The organism is Neorhizobium sp. AL 9.2.2 (assembly GCF_013317225.1).
Taxonomy (GTDB): Bacteria; Pseudomonadota; Alphaproteobacteria; order Rhizobiales; family Rhizobiaceae; genus Neorhizobium; species Neorhizobium soli.
The window spans coordinates 55,945-69,900 of sequence record NZ_JAALXU010000008.1 but is presented as its reverse complement, the minus strand read 5'-3'; the positions used below and the strand labels follow the sequence as shown (position 1 = coordinate 69,900).

The window sequence follows — 13,956 nt, the reverse complement described above, 5'->3', positions numbered from 1 at the left end:
TGCCGGGGCCAGCCATAAACAACATCGTGTTTTGCAACATCGGCCCGGAAGGTAAACGAAGTCTAAACGCGGTGGTAGGGATGGCCTGAAAGGATGGTCACGGCCCGATAAAGCTGTTCGGCTATGAGAATGCGGACGAGCTGGTGCGGCCATGTCATCGAGCCGAGATTGAGGACTACATCGGCGCGTGCGCGAAGATCCGGGTCTAGCCCATCGGCGCCGCCGATCGCGAGCATCATGTCGCGCTTGCCGCCGTCCTTGTATTTGTCGATCAGGCCGGCAAATGCCTCGCTGTCCAGCGCCTTACCGCGTTCATCGAGGAGCACCAGAATGGCACCATCGGGAAGGGCCTTTTCGAGTGCGGCTGCTTCCTCGCGCTTGCGCGTTTCCGCATTGGAAGCGCGGCTTTCCGGCACTTCGATCATCTTTGCAAGTTCGAGCCCGATCGCGGGCCCGGCCTTGGAGAAACGGTCCAGATAGCGGGACGCAAGATCCTTCTCCGGTCCGGCTTTGAGCCGTCCCACGGCGAAAAGGCTGATGCGCATGTCCTGATCCGTTGTTTTTGAGAGCTCTCGGAAGCCACCGCGCCGGCACGTCGTCAACGCGCCGCCGTCAGCATGCAATCGTCGCCTCTGGTCGGCTCAGGACTGTCCCGGCCTGTTAGTGAAGCACTGTGCCTTCCTCGACATCCGGAGCGGCCCACATCTTTTCGATGTTGTAGAACTCGCGGATTTCGGGGCGGAACACATGGATGATGATATCACCAGTGTCAATCAGCACCCAATCACCCGTCTCCATGCCTTCGACACGGGCGCCGCCGAGGCCCTCCGCTTTCAGGTCGGTGATGAGGTGATCGCAGATCGCCATGACATGCCGGCTCGATCGTCCGGAGACGACGACCATGTAGTCTCCGAGAGCGGATTTTCCGGCAATATTGATGGTGACGATATCTTCTGCTTTGGAGTCCTCAAGGCTGGTGAGGACCTGATCGAGGGCATGGGCGGCGGCATCATCGCCACGTTCCAGGCTCTGTGGGATGACGGTGGCCGTCCTTCCCTTGGCGTGTACTGTTGTCAGGGTCGTTCCTTTCGTCCGGTAACAGCAACATCCTCTTCGCGCGAATCCCGTCTGATGACCGGCCGCATACCGAAGGTGGCATTGAATGCTTTATCTTTCAAGTGATCGGAATGTTCCACTTCAGGAATCGGACGTCTTTCCCGATGCCCGGATTGCGGTCGAACTCAGGGCCGATCGCGGACCGTGGATAAAGGTCCAGGCGGGCGGGCGGCGCTTCCACAGCGTTCCGGCATCCGTCTCGTCAACACGGGCATGCTGGAATGTGCGGGCCATCTTGGATGACAGGAATGAAAGTGTCGCACCCGGCCGGTCTATGACGGCGATCGGGAAGGTGGAGACGATCTCCTGCCACTTCTGCCAGTGGTGAAAGGTCCTGAGACTGTCTGCACCCATGATCCAGATGAAATGGATATGCGGATTGCGCGCCTTGACGAAGGACAGCGTATCGGCGGTATAGGCGCCGCCGAGCGCTTTCTCGAATGCGGTGACCTTGATGCGCGGATCCTGGATCAGCCGCTCGCTCATGGCGATGCGGTCGGGGAGGGACGCGAGTTCCGACCGGCTTTTCAGCGGATTGCCAGGTGTCACCATCCACCACAGCTGATCGAGTCCGAGCCGGCGAAGGGCGATTTCGGCGACCAGAAGGTGACCTTCATGTGGAGGGTTGAACGAACCGCCAAAAAGGCCGACGGCCATGCCCCGTTCCACATGCGGCATGGCGAGATGGCGTCTTTCGATCCGTTCTATCGTCACGTCAGGGCCGGATCTGGCCGGTGCCGTGCACCTTGTATTTGAACGAGGTCAGCTGTTCGACGCCAACAGGGCCGCGCGCATGCATCTTGCCCGTGGAAATGCCGATCTCGCCGCCCATGCCGAATTCACCGCCATCGGCAAACTGGGTAGACGCGTTGTGCAGGAGGATCGCCGAATCGATCTCGTTGAAGAAGCGCGCGACCACTGCCGGATCTTCCGCAATCACCGCTTCGGTGTGGCTGGACGAATAGGTGTTGATGTGGCGGATCGCACCGGAAATGCCATCGACGATCGCCACCGAAATCACGGCATCGAGATATTCCGTATGCCAGTCATCCTCGTTCGCCGGCTTGAAGCCCGGGTGAACCTTGAGCACGGCCGCCGAAGCGCGGATTTCGCAGCCGGCTTGCGTCAGCGCTTCCAGCACCGGCATCAGGTGGGTCCCGATCGCGGCGCTGTCGACCAGTAGTGTTTCTGCCGCACCGCAGACGCCGGTGCGGCGCATCTTGGCGTTGACGACGATCGCCTTTGCCATTTCCAGATCCGCTGACGCATCGACGTAGATGTGGCAGAGACCTTCCAGATGCGCAAAGACCGGCACGCGGGCTTCGGACTGGACGCGGGCGACCAGGCTTTTTCCGCCGCGGGGAACGATGACGTCGATAGCGCCGGAGAGGCCCGACAGCATGGCGCCGACGGCCGCCCGATCGGTCGTCGGCACGAGCTGGATCGCATGTTCGGGTAGACCCGCCTGCTTGAGGCCCGCCACCAGGCAGTGATGGATTGCCTGCGATGAATGGATCGAATCCGAGCCGCCGCGCAGGATCACCGCATTGCCGGCCTTGAGGCAGAGCGCGCCGGCGTCGGCCGTCACGTTCGGGCGGCTTTCGTAGATGACGCCGATCACGCCAAGCGGCGTGCGGACACGTTCGATATGGAGCCCGTTCGGGCGATCCCATTCGGCGATCACTTCACCGACCGGATCCTTGATCGCGGCGATTTCGCGAAGCGCCTCCGCCATGCCGGCGATCGACTTTTCGGTGAGGGTCAGCCGGTCGATGAAGGAGGGGAGGAGCCCCTTGCCCTCGATGTTGCGAAGATCTTCGGCATTGGCGCTCAGGATCGCGGCGCTGTTGGCGAGAACCAGATCGGCCATGGCATTGAGCGCGACGTTCTTCTGCTCGGTCGATGCCGTTGCCAATGCGCCGGCTGCAGCCTTTGCGTTGACGCCGATCGCATCCATGATTGCGGCAACGTCGGTCATCTGGACCTTATCCAACATGAACGGCATCCTCCTTGCGGGTGGTCGTGCGCCTGATCGCGCCTGTCATAACAAGGTCGTCGCGATGGACCATGGCGGCACGGCCGGCATAGCCCAGAATGGCTTCAATTTCCGCCGATTTGCGGCCGGTGATCTGGCGTGCCTCGTCGGCATCGTAGCTGACAAGACCGCGGGCAATCTCGCGGCCTTCCGCGCCGATGATCGCAACCGTGTCGCCCCGGTGAAAATTGCCCTCGATGCGGCGCACGCCGGCGGGCAGCAGACTTTTGCCAGAACCCAGCGCGTGTTCGGCGCCTTCGTCGACCACAAGTTCGCCGGCCGGCTGCAACTGTCCGGCAATCCAGGTCTTGCGCGCCGTCACTGGTGTGCCCGACGGGGCAAACCAGGAGGATCGCGCGCCCTGTTCGATGGCGCGCAGCGGATGATCGGGCTTGCCGGATGCGATGATCATGGCGCAGCCCGCAGTCGTCGCGATCTTGCCGGCGTCGATCTTGGTGCGCATGCCGCCGCGCGACAGTTCGGATGCCGCACCGCCGGCCATCGCCTCGATTTCTTGCGTGATGACTTCGATACTCTCGAGAAACTGCGCATTCGGATCGAGATGCGGCGGTGCCGTGTAGAGCCCGTCGATATCCGACAGGAGAACCAGAAGGTCGGCGCCGGTCATGGTGGCGACGCGCGCGGCAAGCCGGTCGTTGTCGCCGTAGCGGATTTCGGATGTCGCGACGGTGTCGTTTTCGTTGATGATCGGAACAGCGCCGATCTTCAGAAGCTGGTTGATCGTGGCACGGGCGTTGAGATAGCGGCGACGCTCTTCCGTATCGCCCAGCGTCAGCAGGATCTGTCCCGCGACGATCCCGTCCCGCGACAGGCTTTCCGACCAGGCGCGGGCCAGCGCGATCTGGCCGACGGCTGCCGCTGCCTGGCTTTCCTCCAGTTTGATGGCGCCGTGGGGAAGGTCCAGCACAGTCCGGCCGAGGGCGATCGCGCCGGAGGAGACGACGAGAACATCGATACCCTTCGCCCGAAGCGCGGCGATGTCGGCGCAGATCGCGTCGAGCCAGGGAGATTTCAGGCCGGTCTTGCGATCGACCAAGAGGGCCGAGCCGATCTTGATGACGATCCGGCGATGGTCGCCAAGCGGCTTGCGGCCGCCGGCTTGCCCGGAAGAGGCGTGCTTTTGACCGATCTCGTGGCCTGGCGTCATTCGTCGACGTCCTCGTCGAACTCCTGAACGGGAACGGAGCGGTTCGGCAGGGCCGTGTCTTCGCCGACGCTTGCCGCGACGATGACATCGCGCAACGCGCGCAGAACATCGGTCATACCCGTGCCGGTGATGGCGGAAATCAGGAAAGGTTTCTGGCCGCAGGCTTTCTCAAGCTCCTTGGCCTTCTTCTTCAGTTCCTTCTCGTCGAGAACGTCGATCTGCGACAGCGCAACGATTTCGCGCTTGTCGGTCAGGCCGCCGCCATAGGCCTGAAGCTCGGTCTTGACCGTCTTGTAGGCTTTGCCGACTTCCTCCTCGATGGAGGAAACGAGGTGGAGCAGAACGCGGGTGCGTTCCACATGGCCAAGAAAGCGGTCGCCGATGCCGACGCCTTCATGGGCGCCTTCGATCAGGCCCGGAATATCGGCGAGAACGAACTCGCGCCCGTCGATCGTGGCAACGCCGAGGTTCGGGTGCAGCGTGGTGAAGGGATAGTTCGCAATCTTCGGGCGGGCGCGGGTAACCGAGGCCAGGAAGGTCGATTTGCCGGCATTCGGAAGGCCGACAAGTCCTGCATCGGCAATCAGCTTCAGCCGCAGCCAGATGGTGGCTTCCTCGCCTTCCAGACCGGGGTTTGCCCAGTTCGGTGCCTGGTTCGTGGCGTTCTTGAAATGCGTGTTGCCGAAGCCGCCATTGCCGCCCTTGGCAAGCCTGAACCGCTGACCTTCTTTGGTCATGTCGATGATCAGCGTTTCGTTGTCTTCCTCGAAGATCTGCGTGCCGACCGGAACCTTGAGGGTGACACTGTCGCCATTGGCGCCGGTGCGGTTGCGGCCCATGCCGTGAATGCCGACCTTTGCCTTGTAATGCTGCTGGAAACGAAAATCGATCAGCGTGTTGAGGCCGTTGACGGCTTCGACCCAGACATCGCCGCCACGGCCGCCATCGCCACCGTCAGGTCCACCGAATTCGACGAATTTTTCCCGTCGGAACGAAACTGCGCCCGCGCCGCCGTCACCGGAGCGGATATAGACTTTTGCTTCGTCGAGAAATTTCATCGGTCTGGTAGTCCTGTTCTTGGTCGCTCCCGCTCTCCGGCGGGACGTACTTAAGGTTTTCGATACCGTCCGACAGGCTTTAGGTCAAAGCCTATCGACAGAATGCGCTGAAAACGGCCGCGGCGGACAAGCCATCCGCCGGGGCCGATCGTGATCAAGGCATGATCAGGCGCGATCATGCCGGGGAGCGGGTGCCAGAAGCCGGAAATCCTCCGGCACAAGCTCCGTCTCGATATGCGGTACCATGACATTGCGGGCACGGTTGAACACATCGCTTGCGCCGGTGATGCGGAAGCCGAGCTTTGTCTGCACATTGAGCGAACCGAGATTGTCGGCAAACGCGCCCGAATGGACGACAGTGTCCGGCATGCGGCGGAAGAACCGGTCGAGGACCCCCGACGCTGCCTCGCTCATATAGCCGCGATCCCAGTAAAGCCGGTTCAGCCAGTAACCGAGATGCCAGCGGCCGTGCCTGAGTTCCAGCCCGACAATGCCGATATGCACATCGTCGCCGGTGGTGATCGCCAGCTGCCAGTTTGGCAGGATGCCTGATGTCTGCGGCACCAGCCAGTCGAGCGCATCCTGACGGTCATAGGGCTGTGGCACGCGCGACAGCATGCGGCTGACCTTGAAATCGCTAAGCGTTTCGGCAATCGCTACCGCATCCGACAGGCGGTGCGGGCGAAGCGTCAGGCGCTGCGTAACGATTTCAGGGCAGGGGCCAGGCTCAGTGCGAACCGCTTTTGCCTTTTCGAGAACGACGGCACTCATCTCAGCTCTCCCCAGCTTCTCAGCGACATCCATGTCTTGCGGTCCAGCCGGAACCATTCGACGGGGACCATTCCGCCCACCGCCAGGCATTCGATCATGCCGGTGCCCTGGAACTGGAAGCCGCATTTCTGGATCACCCGCTTCGACGCGATATTGGTGACCCGGCAACGGGCATCGATGTGATCGATATGGCTGCGGGTGCGGAAGGCCATGTCGATCAGCGCATGCGCCGCTTCCGTGGCATAGCCCTTGTTCCAGTGGGGTTCGCCCAGCCAGTAGCCGATTTCGAGGGTTCGTTCGTCAACCTGGGGTTCGAGCGCGCAGCAGCCGAGAAACTGGCCATTGTCAGCTCGGGTCACGGCATAAACGCATTTGCCAATCTCGCCCGCATTCGTGCGTCGCACGAAATCGGCCGCGTCTTTAGACGTGTAGGGATGCGGCATGCGCGACACCATGGTCGCAATGTTCGCATTGTTGGCGAGATGGGCAAGTGCGTCAATATCGTCTTCGTGCGGTGCGCGCAGAACAAGGCTCTGCGACAGTAAGACGGGGCAATCGCTTCTCAACCGGTCCGGCCTGAGCCGTTCCTCTGGTCTTGTTTCCGGCGGCCGTAATTGGCCAGCCCTTACTAATTCGCCTTGCATGGTTCAGTCTCCTTTGAGGGATAAAAGAAAAAGGGAAGATGGGTAGCGCCCCATCTCCCCTTTTCTTTGACTGAACCTTCAAACGTTCAACCGGGTCGATGAGACGCCGGTTGCTTAACGCTTGCCGGCTTTATTCTGCGGCTTCGGCTTTCGGCATAACGGACACGTATACGCGGCCATTAGCGCGCGTACGGTAATTCACGTTGCCTGCCGTCAGTGCGAAGATCGTGTGGTCTGTGCCGATGCCGACATTGGCGCCCGGATGCCACTGCGTGCCGCGCTGACGCACGATAATGTTGCCCGGAATGACGACTTCGCCACCGAACTTCTTCACGCCAAGGCGCTTGGACTGAGAATCGCGACCGTTACGCGACGAGCCGCCAGCTTTTTTATGTGCCATTGGTGTTCTCCTTTAACTTTCGAAAACCTGGATTAGCCGAGGATGTCCGTGATGCGGACGACCGTGTGATGCTGGCGATGACCGCGAATACGCTTGGAATTCTGGCGGCGACGCTTCTTGAAGGACAGAACCTTCTTGCCACGGTTATGCTCTACAACTTCAGCCTTGACCGTCGCACCCGAAACGAAGGGGGCGCCGAACTTGGCATCGGCGCCGACGCCGATGACCAGGATTTCGTTGAATTCTACGATTGCGCCAGCTTCTGCTTCCAGCTTTTCGATGGTGAGCACGTCGTTGGCGGCCACGCGGTACTGTTTACCGCCGGTCTTGATGACTGCGAACATTGGTTATCCTTTCATGTTCGTTCCGGCTCTATCCCCGAAAGGACGGCCGTCTTTTTCTCAGTCGGGCTATAGCAGGGCTGCGAAAGAACGATCTTCCAGAACGGACCTGCCGGTGATTTTCTGCACGCCTTGGCGTGCAAGGTCTGATCTGGACATTTTTCCAGACTTCGACGCGTCCGGCCTTACGCGAGGCCCTAAAAACTGTCAAGGCGAAAGGATATGAAGACTTGCATTTCACCCCTTGCCAGCCCGATTTTTCGCCGCTATGAGACAGCCGCGCATCAAATGCGCCGACCAGCAAAGCGGAGAGGTGGCTGAGTGGTCGAAAGCACCGCACTCGAAATGCGGCATACGGGCAACCGTATCGTGGGTTCGAATCCCACCCTCTCCGCCATCGCTGTACCACTGAATTTCCCTTTGATTGGGCACTGTGACTGGGCTTTGTACCTCACATTGTACCAGGAAATTCAATGTATTTTACCCGGTCAGCTGCCGGATTTCGATTTCAAATTCGCGTACCCCGCGATTTAATTGACCGGCTCGGCAACACACCGCTCCGCATCCCCTTGAAAAGCACTGGCGTATCGGCGGCCAAAAAGACTGCTCGTTTACTCGCCGGTCATGCCGAACGCTTATTCATGGCAGTTCGCACCACCGGACTTACAAATATGACAATCGCCGATATGCGCGGCCTCATTATCGATCAACTTGTCGACCTCCTTGAAGCGACCGTCGAGGACGCATTCTCCATGGTCGAGATGCAGGAAAAGGCTCGCGAAAATGAAATTAAGGCGCTGAATTTACGACACCAGCTGGAGCAAATTCAGCACCATTCCTCGACCGCGCTGAAAATCCAGGAAGTCGGTCAGCGAATCGAGAGGCTACAGAGGCAAGCCGATCAAGTCGGCTCCAATGGCATGCAAGGTGTGAAGGCAGACCTTGATGTTCTTGCAAGCTTAGTCGCTCAATCACTGGACGGCGGCCCGCAGCGCCCTCTTCTGTCAGAATGCTTGGAGCAGTGGACCAACGAGATTCGGTATCATGAGGGCATTGACGCGAAAAAAGTGAGGACAGACCAGAATCGGATAAATGATTTTAAGGAGTTCGCTGGCGACAAGCCGGTGAACAAATATGGATACTTCGATTTTCAGAAATTCGCGAGCCTACTGGCTCGTGTGCCATCCAATTACTCGAAGCTTCCTGAATTAAGGGGCAAGACAAGGCAAGAGGCAGCTGACTACAACAGTGGCTTAAGACCTGAAGAGCGGCTGGATACACTCGTCGGAAAAAGTATCGAAGACAATTACCTGTCGCCTTTGCGAATGTTTTTTCGTGACATGGCCGCCCAATATCAGTTTCGTTCGCCATTGGCCGAGTCGAACATCCGAATTCCAAAAGACGCAAAGGAATCCGTCGACAGAATCCCGTTCGAGGTGGAAGACCTCAATGCCTGGTTTGCACATGCAGCAAAAGAATCGCGGCCAGATCACAAGTGGCTTCCACTCCTCGGTATGATAACCGGAGCCCGGGTTGGTGAGTTGATCTTCCTCCAGGGGAAAGATGTTTATCCGATGATCGGTTCCGATGGAGAGCTTTCCTGGGTCCTCGATTTGCGAACGGATTTGATTGACGAGGGTGGCGGCAAGGAAAAGCGGCAGCTAAAGAATAGGCCTAGTCGCCGATTGATAGCGTTGCATGAGGTTTTCGAGGAGGCGGGTTTTATCGAGTACGCTCGCGATAGAGAAGCCACAGAATGGGTCTTTCCGGCAGCTTTCCGGTTCAACAAGGAGAAGGTCAAGGACCCAGCTGACGCCGCTAGTAAACGGATGAACAACATGCTGAAAAAAGTCGGGATTCACAAAACCATCGAGAGCACGTTTCATAGCACGCGCCACAATGCGAAAGACGCGATGCGCTTGGCTCTTATAGATGAGCGAACAAGCGATCTTCAAAGCGGCCACCGGCTGCCTACCGTGTCAAAGAACTACGGAAAAAAGCATCTAAAAAAGGAAGAACTTGAGGTTTTGAAAGCAATGCCTCTGCCGCATGGTCTCGACCTTTCCCCGTATCTCAAACGCTGACGTAACTCCCGCGTTAGGGCACTTAGCCTGCCCGTATGGAACTTGACTGTTGCCACAGATGCGCTGACCATTTGGATTGTCTACAATCAGTCCAAACTTATGTCCCCCCAACAATCTCCCTTTTCTCGGGCGTTGCCTCTGGCAAAACGTCTGCTCAATCTCGGCATCAATCCATTCCAGTCCCAAGAACACAGGTATATTGTCCTATTGGGCGATGGTTCTGGCGAAATCGTGGATTGGGGGCGACCGTTGCGGGGCTCGCGGTTCTTTGAACCGAATGCTGTCCGCAAGGATCGACCAATGGTGGCCGATTTCGAGGCATTCGCGGAGGAAGACGGCCTTAAAGACTGCGTTTTCTGGTGTATTGGCCTTACCGGAGCTAAAGCGGACTCCGAGTGCCTTGAGGCCGCGTTAGAGGGCTTCAACGACAGGATCAATATCGAGTTTAGCGAACTGCGGAACAGCGGCCGATTTGAGCAGCTGCTTCTCGTAATTCATCCTCGTTACGACCAAGTGTCTGGCCTCTTCGATTTGCATGCTCATTTCGTTGCCAGGATTCCCGTCGAACATCGAGATGCGGTCGCGCATCGATTGCGCCGCAAATTCAGCAAAACCGATTTCCCGCACAATCGCATTCGCAAGGCAGCGGCGGTGGCGACGTACATGCTGTGGGGAATCTTCCGTAATAAGATCATGATCGATTGGCCAGACAGTGCCCTGATAGCGGCTTGGAAGCTTACTGAGAGCCGCTTTCACTTCGTGAGGACCGGAGGCTCCTTCGCTCAGTGGAGAGCTTCAAAAGCGCGGCTGAAGGAGAAGGCGTGCTCGACCGTCGATGACGCCCAGAAACGCTGTAATCGAGAGGCAACAGCCGATCCACGGCAGCAAGTCGTTAATGGTGACAGGCTGCTTTCCAAGATTATGGTCAAAATTCGTGGTGTTAAAACGCTTGCTCTTCTGTTTGAAGCGGCACCAGACAGAAAGACCTCCGACGATGTTTCATCTGCACCGGAGGAACGGGAGTATTCTTCAGCGGCTAATATCATAACTCAGGATGTCATAGGGCATCGCTCCGCCGCCGGGTCGCAACGGTCGTCGGAAGCTGCAAGCAAGGCCTGGAGCACCTTTAAAAGGCACCTGAGGGACGTAGGGAGACCGGTTTCGTTTCTGATAGGTAGAATTTACGAAGCCGGGAAAGCGCTGTTAAGAAAGCTTACGTGTTAACGCAGGAAGCTCGATCTCTGTGATTCCGAGAACTCGCATACCATCAGGCCGTAGATCACCGGTCGGAGAAACGTGGCGATACAAAGTTTGGCGGGAAATCTTCAACTCAGTACAAAGATCGGCAACGACCGTTCCCTGTTTACCCATGGAGGCTTGGGCAAGGCGAACCTTTGCTGAGGTCATCGTTGGTTTTCGACCCCCGACCCTTCCACGAGCGCGGGCTGACCGCAAACCGGCGATTGTTCGTTCTCGGATCAGCTCACGTTCGAATTCAGCCAGACTGGCGAAAATTCCGAACATGAGCTTTCCTTGGGCAGACCCGGTATCGATAGGCGTTTGTCCGGATAATACGCGAAAGCCAATGTCCCTTCTGGAGAGGTCATCCACGGTGGTAACCAGATGACGGAGATCGCGGCCCAGTCGGTCGAGTTTCCAGACAGTCAGCGTATCACCAGGGCGAACGGCTTTGAGGCAATTCTCCAAACCGGCACGATCATCTTTCTTCCCCGATGCGAAATCTTGATAAATCATTGCCGGGTTCACCCCCGCAGCAATCAGCGCATCTCTCTGGAGGTCGAGCGTTTGACTTCCATCCGCCTTCGAAACTCGCATATATCCGACCAATTCACCCATCACAAAATTCCTTGTCACTTAAACGTTCGTTTATGAGACTAAGAATGAAGGCGGACACCATCGGCGGCAACCCGTCACTTTACCCGTAACCTTTTCAATGTCATGGAAACGATGTTGCTGCGCGTGACAATCAGCTTTCGATGTCCACCCGGGTGGGCTTGTACAGCGGTGTGATCGGTCGACAAAGTGCCGTTATCTCAAACAGATGCTGTTCATGCTTTCGATATCTGCCATTTGGCGAAGTCCACAAAAACGTAAGAGAACCAATAGATAAGGGTTGGAACCAAAAGCGCAAACAGCGGCTCCGAGCCACCGATACGCGAAAGGTTGAAGTTTGCTCGGGCACCAAGGTTGTGAAAAGTTCTATTTCGAACGGTTACAACGAAAGAGCCGACATCCTTGAATGGGACGGAAATCGTCCCGTTCTCCTCATCGATCACAAGGGATTTTACTTCTGGCACGATAATGGTTTTAAATTCATCTATGAGTTCAATGGCGAGGTCGCCCTCTAATTCTGCCAAAGAAAAGTCCAACGTTGCGCCCGCGAAACTATCGTTCAAACCGCTGTAATGCTGTAAGAACCTCTGCAACATAATCAACTCGCCTTGAGCTTTCTTATCTTCGTAAATACTCGAAAGAAAGCTGTATGCCGTTCGAAAGTCCTTCTCGTTAGAAATATATATTAGAGGACACGCCACCGATATTCGTTCAAGTATACGGTAAATATAAAGGAAGCTTTCGGTGAATTTTCCGTCACCGACGGACTTTAGTAGAAATCCAAGTTCCGCAAGCACCTCTATGTAAAATCCTTTGTTGAGGATGCCAGCTTTCCGGAAGAGAGCAATAAGTTCGGGCTCGGTTGGACGATCCTCAAAAACGTAGTCAAGAATCCGGTCAATCCCATCCAACGTGATATCGTCACCCGGATTTATGAAATTCTTTTGCGCCTGGTAGAGAATTTCATCGGTTTCGTCATTGCGCAGATGTGCTGTCCCAGACAGCAGGCGCAAAATCTTGATGATTTCAGGAGGATCGCTGTCGAGAAGCAACGAGGGACTGCAGGACCCCGGTGGCACTTCGAATTTTTCGACTATTTTGAGCTTGACGACTGGCATTAGTTGGCCGTCAATTCAAAGAATACTTCCGTGAGTTGATCTTCCGGGGCGTCCTTCAAGTCGCCAATATTTGCGATGAAATGCAGAGACAACTCCCTACGATACTTGCCTACATTAACCTTCGACGGATTGATCGCCTGGAACGCGGCTTCGAACGCAGCTATACATGCGCTGAAATGATCTGGGGTAAGCTGGTTTAGCTCTGACATCGACTTTTTGGCACCCAACGTAAAGCCAATCAAATTATTTTCGTTTCGCAGCCAATCCTTGGAATCGTTATTTACTGAGACCCTGTCAACCTGGACTAGAACATCGGTGAAGCTCGTTTGTTCTGACGTGAGGCCGGACTCCATCACCTTTCCAACAAGGATTTCATCCAGCTTCTCCTCTATGAACCGCGAATTCTGGTTGTTCGGGCCACCTGTGAGAAAAGCTAGGTAGGCTGACGCCACGTCAGCCATACGGAAACTGCCTTTAGGGGAATTCTGCTCTGTTTCTTTTTCCTTAAGGATTGTGATGTTGCTGAGAGCGCCATCAGCTATCATCTTGCCGATAAGGTTTCCGGTCAGCATCTCAACCTGATGTCGAACAGTCATAGGCTTCTGACCGTTGTTGAGAGTAATCATCCGGTATAAAAGAAGATCGTATTTTTCGGCGATGATGACGTTCAGGAAAATAGGCCGGGTTGGATCGAAGCCGTCCTCTTTGCTGGCTGCCTCCAGCGTGTTAAGCCTCTGCATCCCATCGAGCACATACCCCTGGCTGATTTCTTTTTGAATGAAGTCGGAAATGGTGTGTATGTTGACTTCTGCTGACATTTCAACATTGACGAATGCAAGTGTAATCGGCGGCATTATGCACCCGCCAAGAATGTCTTTTTTTAATCTGTCGTAGAAGCGTGGGCGTTGGAGCTTTCTTTGCTCCTCAAATCGGTCAATTAGCGGATAGAAACGCGCAAGCGCATCTTCATATGTAGTGCGACCGCTGATTACGGCGCTCTTAATTACTTCATCCCGCTTAACGTCGAAAAGTTCCATGACTTGTCCCACAATTTAAAATGGCATGATCGTGTTACACTAACGGATATTAATCGTCTCTCACCAATACAGAGCGATACGTGGCAAAAACCCGTAGAGTCATATTCGGTTAACGTTGGCTCCTTCGAACCAATGGGTTTATCACCGGCTATCGGGCTTGTACGGCAAACACCGTAATAGAGGTCATCAAATCTCATCGGCTGCACAAGATTGGTCCGTGTGACAGTCGACATCTTGCGGCCGACTGAAATTCGGTCAACCCTGAATGTAGGCACAAATTATCGAGGGGCCTAAGGCTGCCAGCCATGCGTTTGTTGACGCAGCAGGCCA

The 13,956-nt window shown here is 56.4% G+C and carries 15 protein-coding genes and 1 tRNA gene; 3 read left to right on the top strand and 13 right to left on the bottom strand.

The annotated features are described in order from the left end of the window. Positions 1–62: 62 nt before the first annotated feature. The 10 genes from rlmH to rplU all read right to left on the bottom strand — a co-directional run bounded on the left by rlmH (position 63) and on the right by rplU (position 7,536). Positions 63–545 carry a 23S rRNA (pseudouridine(1915)-N(3))-methyltransferase RlmH gene (gene rlmH / locus G6K99_RS17255; protein WP_174197290.1) on the bottom strand — a complete coding sequence of 161 codons (483 nt, stop codon included), beginning with the start codon at positions 543–545 and terminating at the stop codon, positions 63–65. A 115-nt stretch (positions 546–660) separates the two neighbouring features. After that, positions 661–1,077, bottom strand: coding sequence for a ribosome silencing factor (rsfS, locus tag G6K99_RS17250; RefSeq protein WP_180215563.1), 417 nt, complete (start codon positions 1,075–1,077; stop codon positions 661–663). A gap of 120 nt (positions 1,078–1,197) precedes the next feature. Continuing rightward, positions 1,198–1,794: a nicotinate-nucleotide adenylyltransferase gene (locus tag G6K99_RS17245; protein ID WP_113110014.1), complete on the bottom strand. Its 597-nt coding sequence runs from the start codon at positions 1,792–1,794 to the stop codon at positions 1,198–1,200. A gap of 37 nt (positions 1,795–1,831) precedes the next feature. Then, a complete protein-coding gene (locus G6K99_RS17240; RefSeq protein WP_174197289.1) occupies positions 1,832–3,112 on the bottom strand; it encodes a glutamate-5-semialdehyde dehydrogenase in 1,281 nt (426 codons plus the stop codon). Continuing rightward, complete coding sequence (gene proB / locus G6K99_RS17235; protein ID WP_174197288.1) at positions 3,102–4,319, bottom strand: glutamate 5-kinase; 1,218 nt, start codon at positions 4,317–4,319, stop codon at positions 3,102–3,104. Before proB ends, G6K99_RS17240 begins: the two co-directional genes overlap by 11 nt. After that, positions 4,316–5,377, bottom strand: coding sequence for a GTPase ObgE (gene obgE, locus G6K99_RS17230; protein WP_062577023.1), 1,062 nt, complete (start codon positions 5,375–5,377; stop codon positions 4,316–4,318). The genes proB and obgE overlap by 4 nt, the downstream gene beginning before the upstream one ends. Before the next feature lie 165 nt (positions 5,378–5,542). After that, on the bottom strand, positions 5,543–6,148 hold the full coding sequence (locus G6K99_RS17225; protein ID WP_174197287.1) for a GNAT family N-acetyltransferase: 606 nt from the start codon (positions 6,146–6,148) through the stop codon (positions 5,543–5,545). Continuing rightward, on the bottom strand, positions 6,145–6,792 hold the full coding sequence (locus G6K99_RS17220) for a GNAT family N-acetyltransferase (RefSeq protein WP_174197286.1): 648 nt from the start codon (positions 6,790–6,792) through the stop codon (positions 6,145–6,147). The genes G6K99_RS17225 and G6K99_RS17220 overlap by 4 nt, the downstream gene beginning before the upstream one ends. A 130-nt stretch (positions 6,793–6,922) precedes the next feature. Beyond that, on the bottom strand, positions 6,923–7,192 hold the full coding sequence (rpmA, locus tag G6K99_RS17215; protein ID WP_062462735.1) for a 50S ribosomal protein L27: 270 nt from the start codon (positions 7,190–7,192) through the stop codon (positions 6,923–6,925). Between the two features lie 32 nt (positions 7,193–7,224). Beyond that, a complete protein-coding gene (gene rplU, locus G6K99_RS17210) occupies positions 7,225–7,536 on the bottom strand; it encodes a 50S ribosomal protein L21 (RefSeq protein WP_062462732.1) in 312 nt (103 codons plus the stop codon). Between the two features lie 304 nt (positions 7,537–7,840). Here rplU and G6K99_RS17205 point away from each other — a divergent pair. The 3 genes from G6K99_RS17205 (at position 7,841) to G6K99_RS17195 (ending at position 10,841) form a co-directional block, all read left to right on the top strand. Continuing rightward, positions 7,841–7,930: transfer RNA gene (locus tag G6K99_RS17205), tRNA-Ser, on the top strand. 76 nt (positions 7,931–8,006) lie between these two features. After that, positions 8,007–9,617: a site-specific integrase gene (locus G6K99_RS17200; RefSeq protein WP_174197285.1), complete on the top strand. Its 1,611-nt coding sequence runs from the start codon at positions 8,007–8,009 to the stop codon at positions 9,615–9,617. A 42-nt stretch (positions 9,618–9,659) separates the two neighbouring features. Continuing rightward, the gene (locus G6K99_RS17195) at positions 9,660–10,841 is read left to right on the top strand and encodes a hypothetical protein (RefSeq protein ID WP_174197284.1); all 1,182 of its coding nucleotides are present in this window, start codon (positions 9,660–9,662) and stop codon (positions 10,839–10,841) included. Here G6K99_RS17195 and G6K99_RS17190 read toward each other — a convergent pair. The 3 genes from G6K99_RS17190 to G6K99_RS17180 all read right to left on the bottom strand — a co-directional run bounded on the left by G6K99_RS17190 (position 10,821) and on the right by G6K99_RS17180 (position 13,626). Beyond that, positions 10,821–11,474: a recombinase family protein gene (locus G6K99_RS17190; protein WP_174197283.1), complete on the bottom strand. Its 654-nt coding sequence runs from the start codon at positions 11,472–11,474 to the stop codon at positions 10,821–10,823. The genes G6K99_RS17195 and G6K99_RS17190 overlap by 21 nt on opposite strands. A gap of 212 nt (positions 11,475–11,686) precedes the next feature. Beyond that, complete coding sequence (locus G6K99_RS17185) at positions 11,687–12,589, bottom strand: hypothetical protein (protein ID WP_174197282.1); 903 nt, start codon at positions 12,587–12,589, stop codon at positions 11,687–11,689. Beyond that, entirely contained in the window at positions 12,589–13,626 is a 1,038-nt protein-coding gene (locus G6K99_RS17180; protein WP_174197281.1) for a hypothetical protein, read from the bottom strand. The genes G6K99_RS17185 and G6K99_RS17180 overlap by 1 nt, the downstream gene beginning before the upstream one ends. Positions 13,627–13,956: the final 330 nt, after the last annotated feature.

Bases quoted from the DNA above. Each gene is read 5' to 3' on its own strand.
- rplU (WP_062462732.1), bottom strand. From the start codon at position 7,536: ATGTTCGCAGTCATCAAGACCGGCGGTAAACAGTACCGCGTGGCCGCC.
- G6K99_RS17220 (WP_174197286.1), bottom strand. From the start codon at position 6,792: ATGCAAGGCGAATTAGTAAGGGCTGGCCAATTACGGCCGCCGGAAACA.
- rpmA (WP_062462735.1), bottom strand. From the start codon at position 7,192: ATGGCACATAAAAAAGCTGGCGGCTCGTCGCGTAACGGTCGCGATTCT.
- G6K99_RS17225 (WP_174197287.1), bottom strand. From the start codon at position 6,148: ATGAGTGCCGTCGTTCTCGAAAAGGCAAAAGCGGTTCGCACTGAGCCT.
- G6K99_RS17180 (WP_174197281.1), bottom strand. From the start codon at position 13,626: ATGGAACTTTTCGACGTTAAGCGGGATGAAGTAATTAAGAGCGCCGTA.
- G6K99_RS17190 (WP_174197283.1), bottom strand. From the start codon at position 11,474: ATGGGTGAATTGGTCGGATATATGCGAGTTTCGAAGGCGGATGGAAGT.
- obgE (WP_062577023.1), bottom strand. From the start codon at position 5,377: ATGAAATTTCTCGACGAAGCAAAAGTCTATATCCGCTCCGGTGACGGC.
- proB (WP_174197288.1), bottom strand. From the start codon at position 4,319: ATGACGCCAGGCCACGAGATCGGTCAAAAGCACGCCTCTTCCGGGCAA.
- G6K99_RS17240 (WP_174197289.1), bottom strand. From the start codon at position 3,112: ATGTTGGATAAGGTCCAGATGACCGACGTTGCCGCAATCATGGATGCG.
- G6K99_RS17185 (WP_174197282.1), bottom strand. From the start codon at position 12,589: ATGCCAGTCGTCAAGCTCAAAATAGTCGAAAAATTCGAAGTGCCACCG.
- G6K99_RS17245 (WP_113110014.1), bottom strand. From the start codon at position 1,794: ATGCCGCATGTGGAACGGGGCATGGCCGTCGGCCTTTTTGGCGGTTCG.
- G6K99_RS17200 (WP_174197285.1), top strand. From the start codon at position 8,007: ATGTATTTTACCCGGTCAGCTGCCGGATTTCGATTTCAAATTCGCGTA.
- rlmH (WP_174197290.1), bottom strand. From the start codon at position 545: ATGCGCATCAGCCTTTTCGCCGTGGGACGGCTCAAAGCCGGACCGGAG.